General features: G+C 33.0%; 23 protein-coding genes. 13 read left to right on the top strand and 10 right to left on the bottom strand.

The features are described from left to right. Window positions 1-7: 7 nt before the first annotated feature. Window positions 8-1786 (top strand): arginine--tRNA ligase, encoded by a 1779-nt coding sequence (argS, locus tag K8B81_RS05900; protein WP_223679890.1) that lies wholly within the window; start codon window positions 8-10, stop codon window positions 1784-1786. A gap of 84 nt (window positions 1787-1870) precedes the next feature. Here argS and K8B81_RS05895 read toward each other — a convergent pair whose 3' ends face one another. After that, window positions 1871-2773, bottom strand: coding sequence for a DUF6607 family protein (locus K8B81_RS05895; protein WP_223679888.1), 903 nt, complete (start codon window positions 2771-2773; stop codon window positions 1871-1873). A gap of 168 nt (window positions 2774-2941) precedes the next feature. On the opposite strand from K8B81_RS05895, the gene K8B81_RS05890 reads away from it, so the two are divergent. Both K8B81_RS05890 and K8B81_RS05885 read left to right on the top strand, forming a co-directional pair. Then, window positions 2942-4945 carry a TonB-dependent receptor plug domain-containing protein gene (locus K8B81_RS05890; RefSeq protein ID WP_317196948.1) on the top strand — a complete coding sequence of 668 codons (2004 nt, stop codon included), beginning with the start codon at window positions 2942-2944 and terminating at the stop codon, window positions 4943-4945. Window positions 4946-4970: 25 nt separating this feature from the next. After that, a complete protein-coding gene (locus K8B81_RS05885) occupies window positions 4971-5570 on the top strand; it encodes an HmuY family protein (protein WP_223679884.1) in 600 nt (199 codons plus the stop codon). Between the two features lie 221 nt (window positions 5571-5791). Here K8B81_RS05885 and K8B81_RS05880 read toward each other — a convergent pair whose 3' ends face one another. The 9 genes from K8B81_RS05880 to K8B81_RS05840 form a co-directional block, all read right to left on the bottom strand. Beyond that, window positions 5792-6571: a T9SS type A sorting domain-containing protein gene (locus K8B81_RS05880; protein WP_223679882.1), complete on the bottom strand. Its 780-nt coding sequence runs from the start codon at window positions 6569-6571 to the stop codon at window positions 5792-5794. Between the two features lie 7 nt (window positions 6572-6578). Then, on the bottom strand, window positions 6579-7094 hold the full coding sequence (locus tag K8B81_RS05875) for an ankyrin repeat domain-containing protein (RefSeq protein WP_223679868.1): 516 nt from the start codon (window positions 7092-7094) through the stop codon (window positions 6579-6581). Between the two features lie 16 nt (window positions 7095-7110). Further along, window positions 7111-7656 (bottom strand): YceI family protein, encoded by a 546-nt coding sequence (locus K8B81_RS05870; RefSeq protein WP_223679865.1) that lies wholly within the window; start codon window positions 7654-7656, stop codon window positions 7111-7113. A 12-nt stretch (window positions 7657-7668) separates the two neighbouring features. After that, a complete protein-coding gene (locus K8B81_RS05865) occupies window positions 7669-8019 on the bottom strand; it encodes a hypothetical protein (RefSeq protein WP_223679863.1) in 351 nt (116 codons plus the stop codon). 35 nt (window positions 8020-8054) lie between these two features. Beyond that, window positions 8055-8918 carry a DUF5777 family beta-barrel protein gene (locus K8B81_RS05860; protein ID WP_223679862.1) on the bottom strand — a complete coding sequence of 288 codons (864 nt, stop codon included), beginning with the start codon at window positions 8916-8918 and terminating at the stop codon, window positions 8055-8057. A gap of 10 nt (window positions 8919-8928) precedes the next feature. Beyond that, entirely contained in the window at window positions 8929-9318 is a 390-nt protein-coding gene (locus K8B81_RS05855) for an OB-fold protein (RefSeq protein ID WP_223679860.1), read from the bottom strand. Window positions 9319-9446: 128 nt separating this feature from the next. Further along, the gene (locus K8B81_RS05850; protein WP_223679857.1) at window positions 9447-11981 is read right to left on the bottom strand and encodes a TonB-dependent receptor; all 2535 of its coding nucleotides are present in this window, start codon (window positions 11979-11981) and stop codon (window positions 9447-9449) included. After that, window positions 11982-12881, bottom strand: a complete 900-nt coding sequence (locus K8B81_RS05845) for a FecR family protein (RefSeq protein ID WP_223679856.1) — start codon at window positions 12879-12881, stop codon at window positions 11982-11984. 49 nt (window positions 12882-12930) lie between these two features. Further along, entirely contained in the window at window positions 12931-13446 is a 516-nt protein-coding gene (locus K8B81_RS05840; protein WP_223679855.1) for an RNA polymerase sigma factor, read from the bottom strand. Window positions 13447-13723: 277 nt separating this feature from the next. Here K8B81_RS05840 and K8B81_RS05835 point away from each other — a divergent pair, with 277 nt between their 5' ends. From K8B81_RS05835 to K8B81_RS05790, 10 genes are all read left to right on the top strand, one after another. Beyond that, on the top strand, window positions 13724-14746 hold the full coding sequence (locus tag K8B81_RS05835) for a hypothetical protein (RefSeq protein WP_223679853.1): 1023 nt from the start codon (window positions 13724-13726) through the stop codon (window positions 14744-14746). 154 nt (window positions 14747-14900) lie between these two features. Beyond that, window positions 14901-16253, top strand: a complete 1353-nt coding sequence (gene ffh, locus K8B81_RS05830) for a signal recognition particle protein (RefSeq protein WP_223679851.1) — start codon at window positions 14901-14903, stop codon at window positions 16251-16253. 129 nt (window positions 16254-16382) lie between these two features. After that, a complete protein-coding gene (locus tag K8B81_RS05825; RefSeq protein ID WP_223679849.1) occupies window positions 16383-17264 on the top strand; it encodes a bifunctional 5,10-methylenetetrahydrofolate dehydrogenase/5,10-methenyltetrahydrofolate cyclohydrolase in 882 nt (293 codons plus the stop codon). Window positions 17265-17569: 305 nt separating this feature from the next. Continuing rightward, window positions 17570-18184 (top strand): hypothetical protein, encoded by a 615-nt coding sequence (locus K8B81_RS05820; protein WP_223679847.1) that lies wholly within the window; start codon window positions 17570-17572, stop codon window positions 18182-18184. A 4-nt stretch (window positions 18185-18188) separates the two neighbouring features. After that, window positions 18189-18479, top strand: a complete 291-nt coding sequence (locus K8B81_RS05815; RefSeq protein WP_223679845.1) for a winged helix-turn-helix domain-containing protein — start codon at window positions 18189-18191, stop codon at window positions 18477-18479. A gap of 142 nt (window positions 18480-18621) precedes the next feature. Beyond that, window positions 18622-20007 (top strand): DUF4153 domain-containing protein, encoded by a 1386-nt coding sequence (locus tag K8B81_RS05810; protein ID WP_223679843.1) that lies wholly within the window; start codon window positions 18622-18624, stop codon window positions 20005-20007. Between the two features lie 243 nt (window positions 20008-20250). After that, entirely contained in the window at window positions 20251-20727 is a 477-nt protein-coding gene (locus tag K8B81_RS05805) for a hypothetical protein (RefSeq protein ID WP_223679841.1), read from the top strand. 111 nt (window positions 20728-20838) lie between these two features. Then, entirely contained in the window at window positions 20839-22485 is a 1647-nt protein-coding gene (locus K8B81_RS05800; RefSeq protein WP_223679839.1) for a tetratricopeptide repeat-containing sensor histidine kinase, read from the top strand. Further along, complete coding sequence (locus K8B81_RS05795; protein ID WP_223679837.1) at window positions 22478-23224, top strand: LytR/AlgR family response regulator transcription factor; 747 nt, start codon at window positions 22478-22480, stop codon at window positions 23222-23224. The genes K8B81_RS05800 and K8B81_RS05795 overlap by 8 nt, the downstream gene beginning before the upstream one ends. A gap of 225 nt (window positions 23225-23449) precedes the next feature. Then, window positions 23450-24208 carry a trypsin-like serine peptidase gene (locus tag K8B81_RS05790; RefSeq protein WP_223679835.1) on the top strand — a complete coding sequence of 253 codons (759 nt, stop codon included), beginning with the start codon at window positions 23450-23452 and terminating at the stop codon, window positions 24206-24208. The last annotated feature ends 43 nt before the right edge of the window (window positions 24209-24251 follow it).

Here is a 24251-nt window from a genome sequence, read left to right as displayed (position 1 = left end):
AGTTTACATGTCATTATCACAAATTCTTACTCCTTCTATACAAAACGCCATTCAGGCATTATTTGATGTTACTGTCGATAAAATCGAATTTCAGGCTACGCGAAAAGAGTTTGAGGGCGATATTACGATGGTGATTTTCCCTTTATTGAAATTGACTAAAAGTAATCCTGCCGAATTAGGAAATAAAATTGGAGATTACCTTGTTGAAAATGTGGCCGAAGTTGCAAGATTCAATGTCGTTTCTGGTTTCCTTAATATCGTGATTGCAGATCGTTATTATCTGAATTTCTTCAATGAGATACGGGACAATACCAAGTTTGGTTATGTAACTCCAAATCCTGATGAGAAAGCGATCATGGTGGAGTATTCTTCGCCAAATACTAATAAACCTTTGCATTTAGGGCATGTACGTAACAACTTATTAGGTTATTCTGTTGCTGAAATTTTGAAAGCTTCTGGTAAAAAAGTATATAAAACACAAATTATCAACGACCGCGGAATCCATATCTGCAAATCGATGCTGGCCTGGGAAAAATTTGGAAACGGAGAAACTCCTGAATCTTCAGGCTTAAAAGGGGATAAGTTAGTAGGAAAATATTATGTTGAGTTTGATAAAGCATATAAAAGTGAAATCAATCGATTAATAGAAACTGGCAAAACGGAAGAGGAAGCCAAGAAGCAAGCGCCAATTATCGGTGAAGCCCAGGATATGCTAAAAAAATGGGAAGCTGGGGATGAAAAAGTAATCGCGCTTTGGAAGAAGATGAACCAATGGGTGTATGACGGTTTTGCTACAACTTATACCAATCTTGGAGTTGATTTTGATAAATATTATTACGAAAGCAATACGTATTTATTAGGTAAAGATGTGGTTCAGGTTGGGATTGATAAAGGTGTTTTCGAAAAAGATCCTGATGGTTCAGTCTGGATTGACTTGACAGATGAAGGTTTGGATCGTAAAATTGTATTACGTTCTGATGGGACTGCTGTTTATATGACACAAGATATCGGAACTGCAATTCAGCGTGTAAAAGATATGCCGGATGTTGGCGGAATGGTTTATACCGTTGGAAATGAGCAGGATTATCATTTTAAAGTATTATTCTTAATCCTGAAAAAGTTAGGTTTTGACTGGGCTTCAAGCTTGTATCATTTGTCATACGGAATGGTTGATTTACCATCCGGAAAAATGAAAAGCCGTGAAGGAACCGTGGTAGATGCCGATGACCTGATGCATGATATGACGGCAACAGCCAAACAGATCTCTGAAGATTTAGGGAAACTCGACGGTTATTCTGCTGAAGAAAAGGCTAAATTGTACAAAACAATTGGACTTGGCGCATTAAAATATTACATTTTAAAAGTAGATCCTAAAAAGCGTATTTTGTTCAATCCGGAAGAATCTGTCGATTTTGCTGGTAATACAGGTCCGTTTATTCAATATACGTATGCCAGAATTCAATCTATTATCCGTAAAGCCGATTTTGATTTTTCTGCTATAACGACCATTGAAGAATTGCACGAAAAAGAAAAAGAACTGGTAAAACTAATCCAGCTTTTCCCGGAAATAATTCAAAATGCGGCACAAAATCATAGCCCGGCTTTAATTGCAAATTATACGTATGATTTGGTAAAAGAATACAATTCATTCTATCAATCAGTACACATTTTAGGAGAAGTTGATTTGATTAAAAAGATTTTCAGGGTACAGCTTTCGCAAAAAGTGGGTGAGGTTATCAGATCTGCTTTTACCTTATTAGGAATTGAAGTTCCTGAGAGAATGTAGATAGCTTATAATATTCCAAAAAGCATAATAAAAGAGCCTATAGTTTTAAATTACAGGCTCTTTTAACAACTAAAACAAAATATTTTATTTCACAAACTTTTGGATGATAGCATCAGTTTCTGATTTTGAAGCATCTGGTTTCAAATCAAACAAAAGAGAATAAAGTGTTTTTTTCTCTACTTTGGCTTCTAAGTTTAAGTCCTGATGTCTGTCAAAAAGAGTCTGCCATTTGTCACGAACATTTTTCCAAAGTGCATTGTTTTCCTTCCACCATTTTTGAGCAGCAATACATTTACTATCCGGAACTTTAGTATAAATGTCCATTCCTTTTTCCTGTGCCAGCAAAACATCTTTTCCGCTGCCATCACGAAACAATTTGTCATTGTCCTGCTCATGGTTCCATCCTGTAGCAGTGATTTCATGGATATTTCTTCTTTTTAAAACATTATAATCATTACGTTTTGTATGTTCTCTTCTTGGTAATGGTGCGTCAGTAACGTTTGCCCAGTAATCCTTTCCGTCCACATGTACCCAGGTTGCAGTTCCTTCATATCTTGGACTGTCATCTACCTGATATACTTTTTGAGTCCATTGTCCTTTTACATTTTTTTTATCCAGTTTTTTATACTTCCATGACGTGTTTTTATCGAAAAGATATAAATCCGTGTTTTCATACAGCCAGTCTTGTCTCCAGTGTTTGATGATCATATCATCGCTTACAATCAATAAATGCTGCATGACAATTTTGTTTGGGGTCTCCTCAACTAATTCTACCCATTCCAAAGCAGATTCGTGCTTTGTCTGTGAAGGTTTATAAGAAGCTGAATCCTTTGCATACTGAAAAGTTTCTGCAAAATTAAATTTCACTTCATAGCATCCACACATGGATTTTATCGATTTAATATCCTGTTGTTTTTTATCCTGACTGAATCCAAGACTGCAGGTTACAGCCATAACGGCTAATAAGTAGAGGCTTTTTGTAATCATAACTGAATTATTTAGTTTAAAAATTTTTACAAATATATAAAGTTTATTTAGAATAAATAAAAATAATTATATATTTGCAGGAGTTATTAAGAATGAATAAAAATAATGAATATAAAAATTATCCTTTTTACACTGTTTGTTTTTTGTCAAATTACAATTGCTCAGCAAATGCAAAAAGATAGCATTGAAACAAATGAATTATCGGAAGTCAAAGTAACAACAGCGACCAGAACAGAGAGGGTAATTTCATCATTGCCTTTGCCAATGACAATTATTACGGCTGAAACGATTATTAAATCTGGTGTTACGAGATTGAATGAGATTTTAAATGAACAAACCGGTATTATATTAATTCCTGATGAAAGTGGTTTTGAAGGCATTCAAATGCAAGGACTGGATGCTGCTTACACTATGATTTTAATTGATGGGGTTCCGCTTGTAGGGAGAAGTTCAGGTGTTTTGGATTTGTCCAGGGTTTCGGTTGGAAATATAGAAAGAATTGAAATTGTAAAAGGGGCTTCGTCTGCCTTGTATGGTTCTGAAGCCATGGGAGGTGTAATTAATGTAATTACAAAAAAGCCTAAAAAAGATATGTTTTCAGGAAGCCTTTCATACAGGTACGCTACATTTAACACTAATGATGCTAATGCAAACCTTCTTTGGAAAAAGAAGAAATTATCTGCTAATCTTTTTGCCAATTTTTATGCTACAGACGGTTACGATTTGAATAAAAATACGCCTCTAAAAAATGTAGAACCGTTTTACAATTTTACACTTCAGCCAAAAATATACTATGATTTTTCAGAACATTTAAAAGTAATTGTGAGCAACCGTTTTTATGATATGAAAATGGATAATAAAGCTGAAATAAATTCTGAAATGTATGAAGGCGATGCAACAGAGAAAGAATGGAACTCGCAAGTAAAATTGGAGCATAAATGGAATGATAAATTCTATTCTGAATACGAATTATATGCTACAAATTATAAAAATGATTCCTTTTTAAATGACCAGAATGATGTTCGGTATGAGGATGCATATTACGATCAATGGCTTTTTCGCCCTGAAATCAGGACAACATTTTCTGTTAAAAATGATAAAATTACAGGAGGAATAGGAGTAAATCATGAAACTTTAGACAGAACGTATTTTGATCAGAGTGTAAAATTTAATTCTCAATATGTTTTTTTACAATATGACTGGAATCCAAAAGAAAAGTGGAATATCCTTGCCGGATTCAGATACGATAATCATAGTGAATATGCTTCGCAGTTTAGCCCAAAACTGGCCGTTAATTATAAAATCAATACTAATTTTTCTTTAAAATCTTCGGTAGGATATGGCTATAAAGCACCGGATTTCCGTCAGCTGTTTTTCGACTTTACCAATCCATCAGTTGGGTATACGGTTTTGGGTTATAATGTTGCAGAGTCACGTTTGAATCAATTTGAGGAGGAAGGTCAGCTTTTGTCCAGATTAGCAGGGGTTAATTTCGATAAGCCATTAGAAGCAGAGAGCTCCATTAATTTCAATTTTGGAACTTATTATAAAAGGAATAAACTCAGAATAGATATTAATGCCTTCTACAATACTATCCGTAATTTGATTGATACACAGATTGTAGCTACAAAAACAAACAGTCAGAATATTTTTAGTTATTCCAATTTCAATACAATTTTCACTTACGGTATTGAGTATAATTCAACTTACAGTTTTTCCAAAGAGTTCTCATTATCATTAGGATACCAATATTTAATTGCTAAAAATAAAGATGTGACCGACAATTTTGAAGATTACCAATACATCCGTAATTCAGAATTACAAACGGTTCAAATTAGTAAATCAGATTATTTCGGATTATTCAACAGATCTAAACATACAGCAAATATGAAGTTTGCTTATACTTTTCCTAAAATCAAAACCGATATCAATCTCCGTGTTTTCTATCGTAGTAAATATGGGTTGTTCGATAGTAATGGAAATCAGATTCTTGACAGATACGACACATTTGTAAACGGTTATTTAGTAACCAATTTATCAGTTTCAAAATATATAATCGATACAATAATGCTTCAGGCAGGAGCTAATAATTTATTTGATTACACAGATCCGGGACAGATTCCTAATCTAGCCGGAAGACAAATTTTTGTACGAATCCAATATAATTTTTAATCAATATTTTTTAAACACTTTTACCATGAAAACAAAATTCTTAAAACTTTCACTTTTAGCATTAGTTATTTTTACAGCATCTTGTAGTAGTGATGATGATAACGATAACACGATTCCGGCTGTTGAAACTATAAAAGTTTCTGATCTTGATGCTTCAAAAGGGGCGTATACAAAGTTCAGTTTTTCTGAAAATAAAGTCGTTACCAATGATAATTGGGATATAGCTTTCAATACTACAACTATTATCGTAAACGGAGGAGTTAAAATGACTGATGCCGAACCAAACAGAACTGGAACTGGTGCGGCCAGTATTATTTCGGGGACATTCGCCAGCGTAACTTTATATCCTGCGGCTTCTGCATTTGCTCAGGATGCGGCTACCGTTTATGCAATTCCTAAAGGAAGTGGAAAAGGTTGGTACAACTATGATATAAACTCTCATATCGTTTCTCCTATTGCAGGAAAAGTTTTTGTTATAAAAACTCATGATGGCAAATATGCAAAATTCGAAATTTTAAGTTATTATAAAGGTGCTCCTGTTACTCCAGACCCATTAAAAACAGAGGATACCGGGTTTTATACTTTTAACTTCGCATACCAGGCAAATAGTACAACAACATTCTAAGAGATTACAATATTTAACTTTTAAATTAGTTAATAACTTGGTTTTTTTATTTTTTTTGGAGAGGTTAGGATTTTTTTCTAACCTCTTTTTTTGTCTGAATAACTTTCGATTGAAATATTAAAACATGATTTGCAATAAAAAAAAGCGTCAAACTATTTTTGAGTTAAATAGTTTTGACGCTTTATTCTAACAATTGATTTTGGCTTTTGACAGCCTTCCAACTATTTGATAATTATTTTTTTCCACGTTTTTTCCTGATCGTTTTGCAATTCTATTAGGTAAATTCCAGATTGCAAACTTTTCAATGATACATCAACAGTATTAGCTTTGTTTTTTACTTCAATACTCTCAACAAGTGTCCCTACTAAAGAATATACATTTATTTTATCTAAACCTGTTTTCGTTTCAATGGTAAAATTTCCGTTTGATGGATTTGGAGAAATTGAAGATGCTTTTAACCCAAAATCTTCTACACCCAAAGTAGTAGATAAAGCTGTATCTATAGCATATCCGCGGTTTCCTCCGTGATTTCCTATTGTATAACTTGCATTACTTCTTTTAGCCCAGACAAAATCAATAGTAGTATTAGCATAATTAAAGGTGTAATCGTTGGTATCTCCGGTTGAAAAATTTCTTTCTGCGATTATAGTCCTGATTCCCGAGGTTACCGTATTTGATGTTACTGTCCAGCTTTGAGAGGCATCCGTACTAGGAGGATCACCTAATCCGGTTTGTCTGGCATCAACTAATGTTGTCCCGTTAGCATATACTAAATCGTGTCCATCACTCATACCTTCACCAGCGGCAAAACTTCCGAATTCCAATCCAAACCATCTGTCAGAGGGACCTATAAGTTTTAATGTTGCTTTTTGAGTAGTATTGTTTAAGGTTAGATTTGCTGTTATACCGCTAGTTCCAAAAGTAACGTCTCCTGTCGATTTTTGCTGGGCAAAACTGCTTATACCAATTGCTAAAAGAGTTAAAAGAGTAATTTTTTTCATGATTTACTTATTTTAAAAGGTTAATGATGGGTTCATTTTGAGAAAAAACAGCATATTCAAATGCTGTTTTTCCTTGATTATCTTTAATTGTTTTATCAGCTTTATATGCTAAAAGCAATTTTACTAATTCAGTATTCTTAAATTGAACAGCCAGTGACAATGCTGTTATTCCGTTTGTATCTGTTGCATTTGGATTTGCTTTTCTCTCTAATAATAGTTTTACTAATTCTGGATAATTTTTATAAGTAGCAGCCATTAATGCTGTTCCCATATCTGAGTTGTAGTTGATATCTTTTACATTTTCTATTAGAAATTGCGCAACTTGAATGTTTCCTCTATAACAGGCCAGAATCAACGGACTTGTTTTACTTTCGTTAAGAGAATTGATTAAATCGGGATTTGATTTGTAGAGATTTTGAATCTCTGCTAAAGTTCCGCTTCTTGCAATATCAAAAACGTTTTTTTCTTGTGCAGTAGAGATAAAATAGCTTAAAAATGCAATGGCGACTAATATTTTTTTCATAAAAATTAGTTGTTAATTAATTCGGCTCCAGAACAAAATTCATAGCTACTTTTACATTTTCGGCAATTTTTCCTTTTACCAGGCTTGGAATTTCAATTTTGTAATCCTGTGGTTTAACCGAAATGGCACTAGATGCCAGAATTTTGGTCCCGTTTAAGGTAAGATTGATTTTGGTTTTTATTTTTTTTGTAACACCATGAATGGTTAAATCACCTTCTAAATCGTAAGCTGTTTTTGAAGCAGACAATTTTTTAGCATCAAAATTTAAAATCTTTCCTTTAAAAGTCGCTTTTGGATATTGGGAAGATTCCATATAATTTTCATTAAAATGTTCTTCCATTAAAGGTGCTTTGAATTTGAATGATTTTATCAGGGTCAGGGCTACAAAGTCACCTGTACTTTTTTCCAGAATGCAGGAGGTTGTTTTATTAGTCGCCGCTACCTCTTCAAAAGCAGGCATTGAAGCTTCAAATTTTACTTCACCGGTTCTGGTGATCATCTTTTGCGAAAAAACTACGTTTCCCGCTAATAAAAACAATGCAGATATTATTATTTCTTTCATTTTAAATATATTTTAATTTTTATAACCTTCTTTTTGCCAAAGTATAATCATATCAATAGTTTGCCTTGGCATGGCTCCCGATCTCGGCATTACGTTTCCGCAGGATTGAGTTTGGTCAATTCTGCAAATTAGGTCGCCGTTTTGAGAGGCATCTTTCACCTGCTCGTAAGTCTGTAAAGTTGGGAATCGGCCTCCAGCTGAATGACAGCTCACACAATTTGCTTGTATGACTGGACCAACGTTTGCTGTATAAGTAGGTGAAGTATTTGTCTCTGTTTCTGAAATTTCTTCATAAGTTCTCGGTGTACACGAAACTAAAAATGCAGCACAGGAAAATAGTATTATTAATATATTCTTTTTCATATTGAGATGATATTTTAACTTAAATAGTTGTTGTTTTAAAAGGATCTGTACATGTTGAATCCAAAATAAATCTTTCCTTTATTCCAGTCTCCTGACGCAGTTGAAAATACTGCAACATCATTCATAGGCTGGCTGTTTGAGAATACGAGTTGAAAAATGTGTCCCCCGGTTTCTATATCTAAACCAACTGTAAGCGGATTATGATAGGGATCTGTAGCTTTTTCTTCTGTAATGACACGCGCGGCGTATTCAAGATTAACGCTCATTCTTTTGGCAATTTTATATCGTAATCCTCCTGCTGCAGAAAATACATTTTGCTGTTCAATTGAATCGTCGTATAAGTTTTTGTAAACATTAATAAGTCCCAATTCGACAGAAAGCTTTTCGTTTACTTTTCTGGAAACTAGCAATTGAGTTGTAAAAGCCAAACGATCAGAAAATTGTATGTTTGGATATATTTCTTTTTCCAGTGCGCTATTGATATCCATCGTATTATATCCTACAATTGTAACAGGAAATCCGTTTACTTCCTGATTCGCCATTTTATATTTGGCTGTAACTTCATAGATTTTATTGTAGGTATGGCGTGTAGCACCAAAGCTTAGCCAGTTTGTTACACCATAGATTCCTCCAAATTTTGTAAGGGCATTATCTAAACCAAAGAAATTATTAAATCCTTCAGATAAATCACCAAAACGGTGTGAAACAAGCATATACCATTCTCCTTTTGCAGGTAGTTTTGTAGATTGCATGTTACCTATCTGCAAACCTTTGAAAGCGGCAATTTCTATTTGTTTTTCATCTGATTTAGTGGTGTCTAACTGATTTAGCAAATCGTCCTGGGCAAATAAATTTCCCGTTAAAAAAAACACAAGCACAAAGCCTAAAAAATTCCTCATTTTAATTGTATTAATCGTTATTTACTACTGAACACTGGTCTAATTTTAATTCGCCCATTAAGTCATCATATCCTACAACTCTGCCTTTTAGGGTTAAAGGCTGGCCTTCTTTAATTGCCGGATTAGATTCTTTTAAATCACAAACAATGGTATGGTCTATAATAATTTGTTTTGGGCTTACTTTACTGGCAGTTCCTTTGATGGCTATTGCTTTCTCAAGGTATTTTGTGTTTGATTTTTGAATATCAGAATCAAATTCATCAATAATATTTTTTGATGAAACACTAAAAGCAGCTTCTTCGGCCGAAACATTTCTGGCACCTCCATACCAGACATAGTAATAACCAAATGCTCCTAATGCAGTTATTGCTAAAGTTGCAAGGATTATTTTTTTCTTCATTTTTTTTCGTTTTAATAGATTTAATAGTAAAACAGACTTGATGAAGATTACCCTACCAAAGAATAGTTGTTTTTGTAAAAAAAAGATGAAAAAAAATTGAGGTGTTTTATAATTCAGGATAGTCTGAATTAAAAAGAAACCCTAAAGCTCAGGTTTGGAGTTCTTTGCAGTGAGAATGTTTCGACTTCTTCAATAGAATTTGAGAGCGGACTCATTCTGTAATATTCACTAATTTCATTTTTCCAGTTTAGAATATTTAAGATAGATATTCCTAATTTGTAAACAATACCGCGAGTTGTTTCCCACTTATAAGTGGAGGAAAGGTTGACTTGTGAAAAAATCCTCAAATTTGTATTGTTGGGTTTATTGTAAACCAAAACAGGATTTGAAAGGTCAATTTTACTAAGGTCCGGCGACGTTTTAGGCCTGCCGGATGACCATTTTGTTCCCAAAGCAATTTTAAATTTGTTTCTTTCATAAATTCCGGCCCATGATACGGTATGCGTCAATTCGAAGTTGTTAGGAAAACTTTGATATTCATAATTCTCAAAATGATAATTATTATTATTGTACGTATAGCTAAGCCAGGTTAGAAAATGATCCATCTTTTTCTGAATCAGAATTTCCGTTCCTACGATTTCATAATTTCCGGTTATACGTACAAATTCCAATTGATTCTGAAAACCCTGGCTTGCACTTGTAATCCCGCTTACTTTTTTATAAAAATTTTCAATATCCAGCAGCCAGTCATTTTTTTTATAAAATAAACTTAACGATAGCTGTCTGCTTCTCTGAATTGGAATTGACGAATTGTTTGAAATAATCCATCGTCTTTTTTCTATACCAAAATAATCTTTTTGCAAATCAATAATTTGCTGAGAGTTTTGACTTTTAATTTCGCCTAGTAATTCAATATTTAAATTTTTGTTGAAGCCATAATTAAATTGAATTCGGGGCTCTGGAATGTATTTTTTGAATTTTTCAATATAATTTAGTCTTAGTCCGGCATTAAGAATTACTCTGGAAATAGTGTCGTTATATTTTCCTTCCAAAATTAGCGCATGAGTTCTTAAAACTTCTTTTGTTTTACGGTAAAAATCAGGATTGCTCACATGTTCTAAATTAATAACACCAATTTCATTAAACTGGTATCCGTTATTAAAGCTGAATTTTGAACTTATAGTATGGTTATTTTCTAAATTGATTCCATTATTTGCAACCGTATTTTCCTGAATTACGATTTGGTCTCCATTAGTCGTTTTTTGATTGGCAAGAAGCTCATACGAAGAGTTATAAATATTAATTTTAGTCGTATTGAAGTTATTCCAGTTTCTTTTCCAGGATAGGTTTCCACCAAAATTTTGCTGCCGTAAAATATTGTTTTCAGATTTAACTATGTTATAAGTTGCAGCACTCTGAAACACCTTTAAGTTATCTTGTATGGTAATCAGATCTAATAGTATTTCATCTTTTAATCCTATTTTTTGTATGTATTTAAGAGTTGCATCGTAGAAATCGAATTCTTTATCACTTTTATAGTTGATGTTTTGATTTCGGGCAAAATCAGTAATAGTAGTGTTTTGGAATACTTTATTAAAGTATTCTTTGTATGTTGGAGTTTCTACAAAATCAGTAATCGATTTTCGTCCTGAAATTTCAACATAACTTTTTTTCGACAGATTGTATTTTGCATAAATATCAGCATTAATCATGTTGATTCCTGCGCTAAAAGAGTTTTTTTCTGCTGTCTCAGGTGTAGAAGAAATAGCTACGACACTAGAAACACTTTCGCCATAGAAAGGAGAACTTCCGTTTTTATGTATAGAAATAGTATGTGCCAGATTGGGATTAAATACTGATATTAAACCAAAAAAATGCCCTGTTTGAAACATCCGTATTCCATTCCATAAAAATAAATTCTGGTCATGTGTCCCTCCACGAACATTTATACTTGAAACGCTTTCATCCAGACTGTTTACACCCGGAATTTGCTGCATAGTCTGTAGTGCATCAGGTTCGATAAGTCCTGGCAGGATACCAAACTTTTTAGGTTTAATTTCAAAAGAGCCATTACTATTTTTAGAAATTCCCGAAGCCAGAATAGGATTGGCCTTAATTTCTTCAAGTTCTGTAACTTCTGATTCTAAAATGATGTTGAGGCATTCTTTAGAATTGATATTTGCTATTGAAATCTTTTTGGGTGTAAATCCTACGTGACTAATAGAAAAAACATTCTTAGATCCTTTCTCAAATTCAAAATATCCATTTGAAGCTGTTGTGGTGTGTGTACTAGTATTAAAATGAATATTAGCACCTTCAATAGGGTTTTTATCAATATTAGAAAAAACATACCCGCAAATTATCTCCGTTTTATTATGATTTTTATAAACGTTAATATACTTATTGTCTAAATTTTCAAAAGACAATCTGGTTCTTTGTGTGAGATATTGCAGTTTCTGTTCTAATGAAAGGGACTTTTTAGGAGGTGTTAATTGTAAACCAAAGACATTATCCTCAGTATAATTAAAGTTTACCTGATGCTGGTTTTCAATATCAATTATTATCTTTTTTAAAGATGTAGTTTTTCCTTTGCCCTGAGCGAAAAGGTTCAGGACAAGAAAAAATAAGAAAAACGAAAAATGAAATCGTTTGGGGCGTAACATCTATTTTTCGTCAAAAATTATTTTGTTTTCAGATACTTTTCTAGCCTGCAGATGGTAGGTTGTACTTATGATTTGTAATGCCGTATCAAGATCGTTATCTGGCAATTTTCCGGTAAACAGTGAAGTTGTATCTTTTGTATTTAATATGATTGTGATATTGTATTGCCTTTGAACTTCGTCCAGTAAAGTTTTGATATTCTCTTTATTAAATAAAATTTGATTATCAATCCATTCAGGTTTAGAAGAATTTACGGAAGTACCGAATTGTTTTCCGTTTTCAAAAGTAACACTTTGCCCGTGGGTTAAAACGATTTGAGTATTAGCATAATTTACTCTGACACGACCTTCGTAACACGTTACATCAAATCTGTTTTTTCTGGCTTTTACATTAAACTGAGTTCCTAAAACAGCTACTTTTCCCAGATTCGTCTGAACCTCAAAACGCCTGCCTTTGGATACTTTGAAATAGGCTTCTCCTTCTAGTTCAAGTCGTCGTTTATTGTCCCAGTTCCATTTTTTATAGTTTATTTCAGAACCAGAATTCAGTACTACTTCAGAGTTATCAGGTAACAAAAATGTGTTTGTCTCTCCAAAACTGGCAGTTTCAGTCTCCGGGACAAAATTCTCTACCGAAAAGGCAACTCCAAGAGCCAGAACAAAAATAGCTGCAGCACGGAACATCCATGTTTTATATAATGGAATCACTTTGGGATTTGTTTTTTCCTGCTGAAGAATATTTGACAGCATTGCATCTTCATCAAAATCGCCAACTTCCAGATACTCGGTGTAGTTTTTAATTTTTTGGTATTTTTTGAAATCCGGACTCGCTTCAAATTCAGCTAATTCATCTTCGGTTAAATCATCGTTGAGCCATTTGGCCAATAAGCGATTTGTTTTCATTATTTGGAAATTATATCATTAAAACAATTAGAACTGTTTTTGCCCTACTTTATATCTCAATTTCTTTGCGCAAGTTTAACAAAGCCAGGTGGATGCGCTTTTCTACTGCTTTTACACTTATTTCTAAAACTTCGGCAATTTCACTATACTTTTTTTTATCTATTCGATGCATCAAAAAAGCCACACGCTGTTTTTCATTTAAATTTTCAATCGCCTTTAAAAGTTTGGCCTGAAATTGTTTTTCTTCCAAAAGAAATTCCGGGCTTTCATTAGTGCTGTCTAAACCGTTGAAGTTTTTTTCATATTTCAGGACCACTTTTTGATGGGCAATTTCATTTAAAGTGCTGTTATTTGCAATTGTATAAATATACGATTTTGCCTTTTCAATTGGTACAGCAGCACAATTTTGCCAAAGTTTCAAAAACGCTTCCTGAGCCACATCTTCAGCCTGGTTTTTATTACCATATTTGTAAAAAAGAAAATTCCGAAGTACTTTAATATGGCTCTTAAAAAAAGACGAAAATATCATTTCGTCACAAGTATTTGATTGGTTTGTTTTTAACATTAGCAGTAAAATCTTTCAATTGGGAATTTGCAAAAGTATTTCTTTTTAATTCAAGTAGGGTAAAAGCAAAGTAAATTGTTTTTATTCAGGTATAGACAGAGTGAATTATTCATTCTTCTAAAAACTATTTTTAGTCTCTTCAGGTTTTAATTTCAGGCGTGTGCTTTCCTTGTAAAAAAAGGATTACTTATGCAGTAAATAAGCTTAATTACGCATAGCTGAAAGGCGATTTAGAGAAAACAGATTCTTAAATTATTACCTTTGTAAAAATGTTAATATGTTACGCTTTCATAAATATTTATTAGTAGTTGCCTGTTTATTCTTTTTCTCTTGTCAAAATGAAATAGACGAACAAAATCATAACGACCAGACAGTTACTAACGCTTCTCCGCTTACATCTTATCTGCAAAGGGTAGCAATGGTAAAAACAGTTCAGGATAATATAATCGACGGTTCGAGTTATTGTACTATAAAACTACCCTATACTGTTACAGTTAATAATGAGACTATTGCCATAAATACAACGGCTGATTATCAAAAAGTAATAGATAATATCAACGCCTATGCTACTGATGATGATGTTGTGAGAATCAGTTTTCCGGTAACGATGGTGTACTATAATTATATCGAAAAACTAATTCCAAATCAATCCGATTTTGATACATTAATTGATTATTGGAATCTTTATCCTGATCTTTTGTCTAAAATAAATGGACTAAATATTCAATACCCAATATCTATTAATATTTATAACAGTTATAACCAGGAAGCCAGTTCTGTTACGATTAACAGCGATCAGGCTTTTTTTGATTTTATAAAAAATTTGAACGCCAGTCAGTATATTTCATTGCGTTATCCTGTTTCGATAAAAGATTATAATAATCAGACAAAATGGATTACAAATAATAATCAATTTGAGAATGCCATTAAATATGCAATGGACAATTGCTCAGAAAACAATACAGCAGTACTTGATTTTGCTGAAACAATAACAAAAGATTCCTGGAAAATCCCTTATGTTTTTAAAGATTCTGACAAGACTTCACTGTACAATGGCTATGTTTTTGTTTTTAAAAGTGATAAATCTGTTGTTGCCACTAAAGATGGAATTTCAGAAACAGGCCAATGGGATATTCAAGCAGTTTACGGTGGAAAAGAATTTAAAATAATTTTTAATTCAAATTTGCTTCATAAATTAGATTCTAACTGGAAATTATTTGAGTTTAATAATTCTATAATACGTTTTCGGGATGTAAGTAATAGTACCAATTATCTGTATTTTGAAAAAAAAGGAAATTAATAACAGCAAATTTTCTAATCAAAAAATAAGTATAAAAGAAACCAGTTAGTTAAGCTGGTTTTTTTATTCCTATTCGCTAAATTTTACAAGTGGGTAACTTTGTGACTTTGTAACTTTAGTTTATATTTGCACTTCAATAAAAGAAAACAAAATTATGTTTGATAATTTAAGTGATAAGTTAGATAAAGCGTTCCATATATTAAAAGGACACGGTAAAATTACAGAAGTAAACGTTGCCGATACCTTAAAAGAAGTTCGTCGTGCATTGCTTGATGCCGATGTTAACTTTAAAATTGCTAAAGATTTTACTGCAAGGGTAAAAGAAAAAGCAATTGGTCAGGATGTATTGACTACACTTCAGCCAGGACAATTATTGGTGAAGTTGGTTAAAGATGAATTGACCGAATTAATGGGAGGTGATGTTGCCGGTGTAAATCTTTCCGGAAATCCAACAGTGATCCTGATGTCTGGTTTGCAGGGTTCAGGTAAAACGACTTTCTCCGGGAAATTAGCTAATTTCTTAAAAACAAAGAAAAATAAAAAACCACTTCTTGTAGCGTGTGATATCTACCGTCCTGCGGCGATTAACCAGCTTCATGTTGTTGGAGATCAAATAGGTGTTGAGGTTTACTCAGAGCCTGAAAATAAAAATCCTGTAGAAATTGCTCAAAACGCAATCAAACACGCCAAAGCAAACGGATTCAATGTTGTTATCGTCGATACAGCTGGACGTTTGGCAGTCGATCAGGAAATGATGGACGAAATTGCACGTGTACACAAAGCAATTCAGCCTCAGGAAACCTTGTTTGTTGTCGATTCTATGACAGGACAGGATGCAGTAAACACAGCAAAAGCGTTCAACGATATCTTAAACTTTGATGGCGTTATCTTAACGAAATTAGATGGTGATACCCGTGGTGGAGCGGCGCTTTCGATTAAATCGGTTGTAAACAAACCAATCAAATTTGTCGGGACAGGAGAGAAAATGGAAGCAATTGACATTTTCTACCCGGATCGTATGGCTGAGCGTATCTTAGGAATGGGAGACGTTGTGTCTCTTGTTGAAAGAGCTCAGGAACAGTTTGATGAAGAGGAAGCCAGAAAACTTCAAAAGAAAATCGCCAAAAACGAATTTGGTTTTGATGATTTCTTAACTCAGATTCAGCAGGTGAAGAAAATGGGTAATATGAAAGATTTGGTCGGAATGATACCAGGTGCTTCAAAAGCCATGAAGGATGTAGAAATTGAAGACGATGCTTTCAAACATATCGAAGCGATTATTTATTCAATGACTCCGGGCGAAAGAAGTAAACCGACGATCATCGATGTAAAAAGGAAAGCCAGAATCGCTAAAGGATCCGGAACTAAAGTCGAACAGGTGAATCAGCTAATGAAACAGTTTGACCAAATGAGCAAGATGATGAAAATGATGCAGGGGCCAGGCGGAAAAAACCTGATGAAAATGATGGGTGGCATGAAAGGTATGCCAGGCGGAATGCCGAGATAATAATAATTTAAAAGTTTCAGGTTTCAGGTTTCAAGTTGTTGAGACTGGAATTTGAAACTTTTTTTATAAAAATAAATAAGATTTCACTTTGATGTGAAACCTGAAACTTTAAACCTGAAACTAAAGAAAATGCAAATACTAGACGGTAAAAAAACATCAGAAGATATTAAAAACGAAATTGCAGCCGAAGTTCAATCCATAAAAGCCGCAGGAGGAAAAGTACCTCATTTAGCAGCAGTATTAGTTGGAAATAACGGAGCAAGTTTGACTTACGTAGGGAGTAAAGTAAAATCCTGCCAGCAAATTGGTTTTGATTCTACTTTAGTTGCTTTGCCGGAAGATATTACCGAAGCAGATTTATTAGCCAAAATTAAAGAATTAAATGAAGATGAAAACCTGGACGGCTATATTGTTCAGTTGCCTTTGCCAAAGCATATTGATGAGGAAAAGATTCTTTTAGCAATCGATCCGGATAAAGATGTTGATGGTTTTCACCCGACAAACTTTGGAAGAATGGCTTTAGAAATGGAAACCTTTATTCCTGCTACTCCTTTCGGAATTATGCAGTTATTAGAGCGTTACAAAGTGGAAACTGCCGGAAAACATACTGTAGTAATTGGAAGAAGCCACATTGTAGGACGTCCAATGAGCATCTTGATGAGCCGCAAAGGAAATCCTGGGGATTCAACCGTAACTTTAACACACAGCCGTACTAAAAATTTAGCTGAGTTTACTAAAAATGCCGATATCATTATTACAGCTTTAGGAGTTCCTGAATTTTTAAAGGGAGACATGGTAAAAGACGGCGTCGTAATTATTGACGTTGGAATTACCAGAGTTGACGATACTTCAAATCCAAAAGGATATGTGATTAAAGGAGATGTTGATTTTGATGAAGTAAGTAAAAAAGCGTCATTTATTACTCCGGTTCCTGGTGGAGTAGGGCCAATGACTATTGCGATGTTACTTCAAAATACACTTTTAGCCCGAAAAATTAGAAGTAGAAAATAATAATTTCATATAGTATCAATAACCAAAACCCATTCAAAACGAGTGGGTTTTGTTGTTTTATTCTTTGGGCGTGACCGTATTTGCAAAATGCGCTACCTCACAAACCGCTTATGTGCGCCTTTCACAAATACGGTCGGGCTATCCATGCTACTTTGGTAGCTTATTTCTATCCCTCACGCGAACTCGTAAGGTCATTATTCTCCTTAATTTCTTAAAGACATAATTTTAAAGATTAAAATAAAAAGTATTTTTGATATTGTCAATTCAAAATAATCAATAACTTTGTATCACAAAGTACTTTAGTTATGAATCAGCAGCACCAGGAAGATTTAGCACATATCCGTTCTATGATGGAACGCTCTTCAAGATTTATATCCCTAAGCGGACTCTCAGGAGTCTTTGCAGGCTTGTCAGCTTTGATAGGAGGATTGTACGTCTATCAGTTATTTAAAGCCAACGGAATGGATTATTTAAATGACGAGCACAGGTTATATTCGACCAGTCTGGTTTCAGAACTATTTTGGATCGCAATTATAATTTTAGTTTGTGCATTTGCATTCGGAACTTTTTTTACCATAAGAAAAAGCCGAAAATATAATTTGCCAATCTGGACTTCAGCGACAAAAAAAATGCTGTTTAATCTTGCGGTTCCGCTTCTAGCCGGTGGAATATTTTGTCTGGCTTTGGTATATCACGGATATTTTGGTCTTGTAGCCCCTTCAACTTTAATTTTTTACGGACTTGCAGTTATAAATGCCGAGAAATATACGTTTTCAGATATAAAATATTTAGGTTTTTCAGAACTGATTTTGGGATGCATTTCGCTTTTTTATATAGGTTACGGATTGCTTTTTTGGATATTTGGTTTTGGTATTTTACATATCTTGTACGGATTAGTAATGTTCAAAAAATATAAATAAACCAATGGGAATCATTGATAAGCTAAATAAAGATTTTGAAAGCCGTGTCAGACTGGGTATAATGTCCGTTCTGATGGTGAATGACTGGGTTGATTTTACCGAGATGAAAACGATACTGAATATCACAGACGGAAATTTAGCGAGTCATTCCTCAGCATTAGAAAAAGCAGAATATATTGAAGTCAAAAAAGAATTCGTTGGTAAAAAGCCAAAAACATCCTATCAGGTAACCCCTTTGGGGCGAGCTGCCTTCAAAGAGCACTTATCTTATCTTGAAAAATTAATGAAATCTTAAGAACTAAATTTTTTTACTTAAAAACTTTGAAATACAAAGTACTTTTTAAAAAAGAGAATATGAAATCGATTTATAAATGTGCATAAAAACAATTGGTAATGGAGATAACGTATTTGACAACTAATAAATAAATTCTACAAATATGAAAAAACTACATTTTATTTTAGTTAGCAGCTTACTGTTTACGCTGCTTTTTTACAAACAAGAGTTAGGTGTGAACCTCGGACTTTTTGGCTTAGGATTAACAGCATTGATTTGCTATTTCTTTCAGGATCGGTTTACGCACAGATCACATCTGGTTTTGGTAATAACTAGTATCCTCTCTTGTTATGCTTTTGCCTGGTATGGTGATTTTGCTTCATTTTGGGCTTTGGCCTTATCGATTGTTTTTTTGCAATTCAAAACACAGGAACCTAAACTAAAACTGCTTCAGGTATTTCCGTTGATATTCGTAAACGGAATAGCTTCTTTTGGACGAATATTTATGTTTAGTCAATATCTTCCGAAAAGAAAGGTAAACAACGGTTTTGCCAAAAAACTGATTGCCTATTTCATTATTCCTGCTGTGTTTTTGGGACTGTTTCTTATCGTATATTCATTTGGAAGCAACCATTTCTCATCTCTGTTTAGCGATTATGAGCTAGATCTTGACCTTTGGCAGCTTACTTTAATTAGCGGCTTGGGATTTTATATCTCATTCAATTTTTGGAATTACTGGATTCCTGAAGGTTGTTACGAAAAAAATCAGCTTTTAGATAATGACTTTACCGATGAGGTCAGAAATCAAAACCAAAGTTCTTTTTCGTTTCTTGATATCGACTTCGAAAGAAAAAGCGGCGAAATTACTTTGGTCCTTTTGAATGTATTGCTGCTTATTTTTATTGCGACTTATAATTATGAGCAGTTTTTTGAAGCTGTCGAAAAAACAAATCTGAGCTCAGATACGCATGAGAGGGTAAATGCTGTCATTTTTTCAATTCTTATGGCTGTTGGTGTAATCTTATTTTATTTTAAGGGAGGTTTTAATTTTGATTCGAAAGCCACAATGCTTAGAAAATCAGCTAAAATATGGATTTTACTAAACGGCGTTTTAATTGTAAGTGCCATAATCAAAAATTCAGAATACGTGTCATTTTTCGGATTAACATATAAGCGTTTAGGAGTATATGCATTTCTGATTTTAGTGACAATTGGTTTGGTGTATGCATTTTTAAAGATTGCCAGACAAAAAACCAATGCATACCTTTTTAACCAAATGGTGTGGTATTGCTATGGCTTGTTGTTGTTGTGCAGTTTTGTCAATTGGGGAAACCTGATTACCAATTATAATATCTCAGTCAACAGAGGCATAGAGCCGGTATTTTTAAGCGATTTGAATTTTAATGATGAAGTTAGAAGAGAGTATTTTTTGAAGCATAATTTAAATGGTAAGTTAAAAGAAACAGTAAGAGAATACGAGATTCATTCTTATCAGGAAAAATCTTTTTTATCTAAACCGTTGTATTATACTTTTTTGAAAAAACAATAAAACCTACAAAAGTCCTATCTAATAAAAGGTAGGATTTTTTTTGTAAATTATTTTTTCGAGTGATTTTTTATTGACAAAAAGCAAATAATAACGTTGAATGCATAAGTAAATAAAAGTTATTAAGAAATACTTTGTTATATTTGATTTCTGAAATTTGCTGATTTTGTAAGACAAAAAGTCTTATTTAGCAATGTTTCGTTGAAAATTAAATATTATTAACCTAACCTCCTAAAATTATTTATTATGGAAAAAACTACCCTTTATTCTCCAACCTCAAAAATCTATCCACCAGGTAAGTGCATTAAAAAAGCAACTAAGAGTAGATTAACCCAAAAGCCTATAAGCTTTCCTGAAAACAGATCACAAATTCCTTTTTCTCCTATAGTGCAGGCAACTTTTACAGATGCTGATACACTTCAGGTTAGAGCAGTCTTTTTAGTGTCAACCAATACGCAACTAAATGGTGATAAATTAGAATTTATGATTTATCAAAACTGGTATGTAGATCTTGATGGAACTCGTCAGTTACAATTTTTTATCACTTATGATATAGATGATACAATAAGTACAGACTTTGATGTTTATGAGATAAGTTTTAAAGCTGAAAAAGAGCCTTATGGAGAAGATGCATTTATGAATGTTAGCACGATTCAAACTTTTCTTTGGGATATAGATCCGGAAACTTCAAGAGGAACAGAAACAGCTGTTGGTACAATATAATTGAACTATATGTTAAAAGAAAAAAAAATAGGAATAATTTTTTTTGTTCTTTTATTTTTAATCTGTTTTCCTTTTATTCTTTTTTCTCAAAAGAGTCTTAACGAAGATTTATTGAAAACTGAAATAAAAAAAAAAGTAACTAAGCTTAAGGAAGAAATTGATTTTGATAAAGCCCAAAAATTCTTTTTTGAAATGGATTGGGATTCAACTTTAGTTTATTCTATGAGACAACTTAGTAGAAATAATGTTGAATTAAATGACTATTGTCATTATTTTAGAGCTGTTGGGTTTTTAAGAAAAAAACTTTATAAAGAAGCAAAAAATGAATTAAAATTTGTTTCAAAGAAATTTACTTTTTATCACAATGTGAATTTTTATTTGGGAGAAATAGCATTAGAACAAAAGGAGTTTGAACTTGCTTTGGAATATTTTAAATTTATTGAAAAACTTCCAGAAAGGAGTTATGAATTTAAAAAAAATACAGTTTTACAGAATATTGGATTGTGCTATTTACATCTTAAAAAATTTGATAAGGCAGAGGGATATTTACTTCAAAGTTCTAAATTAAATGAGATAAGGAAAGATACTTTGTCACTTGTTAAATCTTATATAGCTGTGGCCAATTTATATTATATACAATATAAAGATAATCAGGCAGTACCTTATTTTGAAAAAGCATATAATTTGTCAAAAAAGGTAAAATCATTTGATTTAAAAAGAATTGTAACCAAAAATATGGCGGTAGTTGAAGAAAACAGAAAAAATTTTCCGTTGGCCTTAACTTACAGAAAAGAATACGAAACATGGAAAGATTCCTTAAACGATCAAAACAAAGTTTGGGAAATTGCAGAAGTTGAAAAGAAATTTGCTATAAAACAAAAACAAAAAGAAGTCAACATTCTCGCTGCGGAGAATAAAGCAAAAATAGCCGAAAGAAATGGGTTTCTCATTTCTTCGGTTTTATTGTTTATACTACTTGGTACCGGAGTTTATTTTTATAGGCAGAAAATCAGGAACAGTAAAATAATCCTGGCGCAGAAAAATGAACTCGATGAACTGAACGCTACCAAAGACAAGTTATTCTCTATTGTAAGCCATGATTTGCGTTCTTCGGTTAACGCCTTAAAAACCAGTAATGGTAAATTAATAGACAATCTGGAAAGTAAAAACTATACAGAACTCGATGTTTTACTGCATAAAAACAGTTCCATTGCCAGTGGGGCATACAATTTATTAGACAACCTGCTCAATTGGGCTTTGTTGCAAACCAAACAAGGTTATTTTTATCAGGAATCATTGCATCTGGCCACGATTGTACAGCATGTAGAGTACAATTACAAACCTTTGATGCTAAATAAGAATATTGAATTTAAAACTAATGTTTCAGCTTCAGATTATGTGTTTGCTGATCTGGATTCGGTCAAAATCATCATTCGAAATTTTCTAGACAATGCGATTAAATTTTCTAAAGAAAACGGAACGATTTCTATTTACAGCCGTCCTGCATCAGAAGATTTTTGTTATCTGGTCATCGAAGACACCGGATTAGGAATGAACGAAGCAACAAGAAAAGAATTATTAAAAGAAACCATTTTGCTTTCTAAAAAGCAAAACGATGATATCATAGGAACCGGATTAGGAATGCAGCTGTGTAAAAGCCTGATCCGTAAAAACGAAGGAAAACTCGATATAGAGAGTGAAGAAAATGTTGGAACCAGGATTATCATAGCATTGCCAAAGTTTAAAAACCATGGATAATATAAATGTACTTATTGTCGAAGATACACCTGCTGAAAGCGACGCGCTTGTAAAAGTACTTACTGAAAATAATTATAATATTGTTGGCGTTGCCAGAACGCATCAGGAGGCACTGACCCTATTTTACCAAAATACAATAGACATCGTGGTTATCGATGTTTTTTTAGACGGAAAACCAGACGGAATTACTTTTGCCGAAACCATCAACATTGTGCCGGACGGACAAAAACCATTTGTTTTTTTAACCAGTTCTAAAGACCGTCAGATTTTTGAGAGGGCTAAACTTACCAAACCTTTTAGCTTTTTGTTAAAACCTTTTAATGAGCTTGAAATTTTGTATGCACTGGAAATGGCTGTTGAGAAATTTTATGAGCAAACCAATGTTTTTCATAGTGAAGATCAAAACACGGTGGTAAGCAGGGATTCTCTTTTTATCAAAAAAAACAAGATTTTAAAGAAAGTTCAAATCAAGGATATTTTGTACATAGAAGTTGAAGATCGTTATTGCAATATCATTACTGATGCAGAGAAATTTGTTATTTTAATATCCTTAACAAAAATTATTCAGTTACTCGATGCGGCTAAATTTTGCCAGACGCATCGCAATTATATAGTGAATCTCAGTAAGATTGAACAAATAAATGTAAATGACAATTTGATTATTTTAAAAGGGAATCATAAAGTTACCCTGAGTGATAAGTACAAAGATTTCGTTAAAAATTTTAGAATATTAAAATAATTATTCCTGTTTTTCTAAAATGAAATCCTTCATATGTAAAGGATTTTTTGTTTATCTTATATCAGATTTGTTAATCTTCATAACATTCATTTACCTTGTCATGTCATTCTTTTTTGGTTTTTTAGAACATAATGTAGTTTTATTTATGAAGATTGGAATTGCACTGGCTAAGCAAATGATTAGTGAAATCAAAGTGCATTTTCAATAATCTTTAAAAAAATATTCATGAAAAGAAATGGTTTACCTGAAAAAGAAGTGTTTAAACCCATACCGGGGAATAATCCTGTAAGAGTACCAGACACTACATTAGCACCTTATAAAAATGTTGGATTACTAATTATGGTATATCCTAATAGTAATGAAGAGTTTATCGGTACTGCTACATTAATTGGAAAAAGTGATGGAGACGAGGAAAGTTTATATCTTTTGACCTGTGCCCATAATTTATATTCCATAAACGAGGGAGGAATAGCAAAAAGTATTAAATTTATAAGAGCTAGTAATGAGCCAAAGTTGCCTTTTGAAGTAGTAAAAGCAGAAGCTTGGTATTATCCAGTAGGTTATCCAGCGGTATCAATACCAAACGATGTTCCTTTAAGACTTATAGATGATAAGCTTATTGAAGAAGATGTTAATTTGGATTACGGTATAGTTAAACTAAAAAAAGCAATTAAGCCTGGTGGAACGCTTCCATTATTACACGTGAAAACAGATGAAGATCTTCTTAATAAATCGTTGCAAATTAATGGTTATGGTTGGTTCAACGAAACGATGTCAGAAGCAAATGGTAAATTAACTGATGTTAATGCTTTAAGCCTTCGTTATCCTATCTACACTGCAAAAGGAGCTAGTGGATCTGCACTTGTTTTAAAAGATACAACAGAAATAATAGGTATTCATACTCGTGAAACTGATAAAGCATTTAACCAAGGGGTACGTATTACACAAGTTGTTAAAGATGAGCTTCTTGGCTGGATGGTATAATCTTTCTAAATTAAATATCAGTAAAAAGCATCGCTAAATTATA

The organism is Flavobacterium hibisci (genome assembly GCF_020026925.1).
GTDB classification, from domain to species: Bacteria; Bacteroidota; Bacteroidia; order Flavobacteriales; family Flavobacteriaceae; genus Flavobacterium; species Flavobacterium hibisci.
The sequence above is the reverse complement of the archived record's forward strand: the minus strand, read 5'-3'. Positions and strand labels throughout refer to the sequence as shown.

Bases quoted from the DNA above. Each gene is read 5' to 3' on its own strand.
- argS (WP_223679890.1), top strand. From the start codon at position 8: ATGTCATTATCACAAATTCTTACTCCTTCTATACAAAACGCCATTCAG.
- K8B81_RS05895 (WP_223679888.1), bottom strand. From the start codon at position 2,773: ATGATTACAAAAAGCCTCTACTTATTAGCCGTTATGGCTGTAACCTGC.
- K8B81_RS05890 (WP_317196948.1), top strand. From the start codon at position 2,942: ATGCAAAAAGATAGCATTGAAACAAATGAATTATCGGAAGTCAAAGTA.
- K8B81_RS05885 (WP_223679884.1), top strand. From the start codon at position 4,971: ATGAAAACAAAATTCTTAAAACTTTCACTTTTAGCATTAGTTATTTTT.
- K8B81_RS05880 (WP_223679882.1), bottom strand. From the start codon at position 6,571: ATGAAAAAAATTACTCTTTTAACTCTTTTAGCAATTGGTATAAGCAGT.
- K8B81_RS05875 (WP_223679868.1), bottom strand. From the start codon at position 7,094: ATGAAAAAAATATTAGTCGCCATTGCATTTTTAAGCTATTTTATCTCT.
- K8B81_RS05870 (WP_223679865.1), bottom strand. From the start codon at position 7,656: ATGAAAGAAATAATAATATCTGCATTGTTTTTATTAGCGGGAAACGTA.
- K8B81_RS05865 (WP_223679863.1), bottom strand. From the start codon at position 8,019: ATGAAAAAGAATATATTAATAATACTATTTTCCTGTGCTGCATTTTTA.
- K8B81_RS05860 (WP_223679862.1), bottom strand. From the start codon at position 8,918: ATGAGGAATTTTTTAGGCTTTGTGCTTGTGTTTTTTTTAACGGGAAAT.
- K8B81_RS05855 (WP_223679860.1), bottom strand. From the start codon at position 9,318: ATGAAGAAAAAAATAATCCTTGCAACTTTAGCAATAACTGCATTAGGA.
- K8B81_RS05850 (WP_223679857.1), bottom strand. From the start codon at position 11,981: ATGTTACGCCCCAAACGATTTCATTTTTCGTTTTTCTTATTTTTTCTT.
- K8B81_RS05845 (WP_223679856.1), bottom strand. From the start codon at position 12,881: ATGAAAACAAATCGCTTATTGGCCAAATGGCTCAACGATGATTTAACC.
- K8B81_RS05840 (WP_223679855.1), bottom strand. From the start codon at position 13,446: ATGTTAAAAACAAACCAATCAAATACTTGTGACGAAATGATATTTTCG.
- K8B81_RS05835 (WP_223679853.1), top strand. From the start codon at position 13,724: ATGTTACGCTTTCATAAATATTTATTAGTAGTTGCCTGTTTATTCTTT.
- ffh (WP_223679851.1), top strand. From the start codon at position 14,901: ATGTTTGATAATTTAAGTGATAAGTTAGATAAAGCGTTCCATATATTA.
- K8B81_RS05825 (WP_223679849.1), top strand. From the start codon at position 16,383: ATGCAAATACTAGACGGTAAAAAAACATCAGAAGATATTAAAAACGAA.
- K8B81_RS05820 (WP_223679847.1), top strand. From the start codon at position 17,570: ATGAATCAGCAGCACCAGGAAGATTTAGCACATATCCGTTCTATGATG.
- K8B81_RS05815 (WP_223679845.1), top strand. From the start codon at position 18,189: ATGGGAATCATTGATAAGCTAAATAAAGATTTTGAAAGCCGTGTCAGA.
- K8B81_RS05810 (WP_223679843.1), top strand. From the start codon at position 18,622: ATGAAAAAACTACATTTTATTTTAGTTAGCAGCTTACTGTTTACGCTG.
- K8B81_RS05805 (WP_223679841.1), top strand. From the start codon at position 20,251: ATGGAAAAAACTACCCTTTATTCTCCAACCTCAAAAATCTATCCACCA.
- K8B81_RS05795 (WP_223679837.1), top strand. From the start codon at position 22,478: ATGGATAATATAAATGTACTTATTGTCGAAGATACACCTGCTGAAAGC.
- K8B81_RS05790 (WP_223679835.1), top strand. From the start codon at position 23,450: ATGAAAAGAAATGGTTTACCTGAAAAAGAAGTGTTTAAACCCATACCG.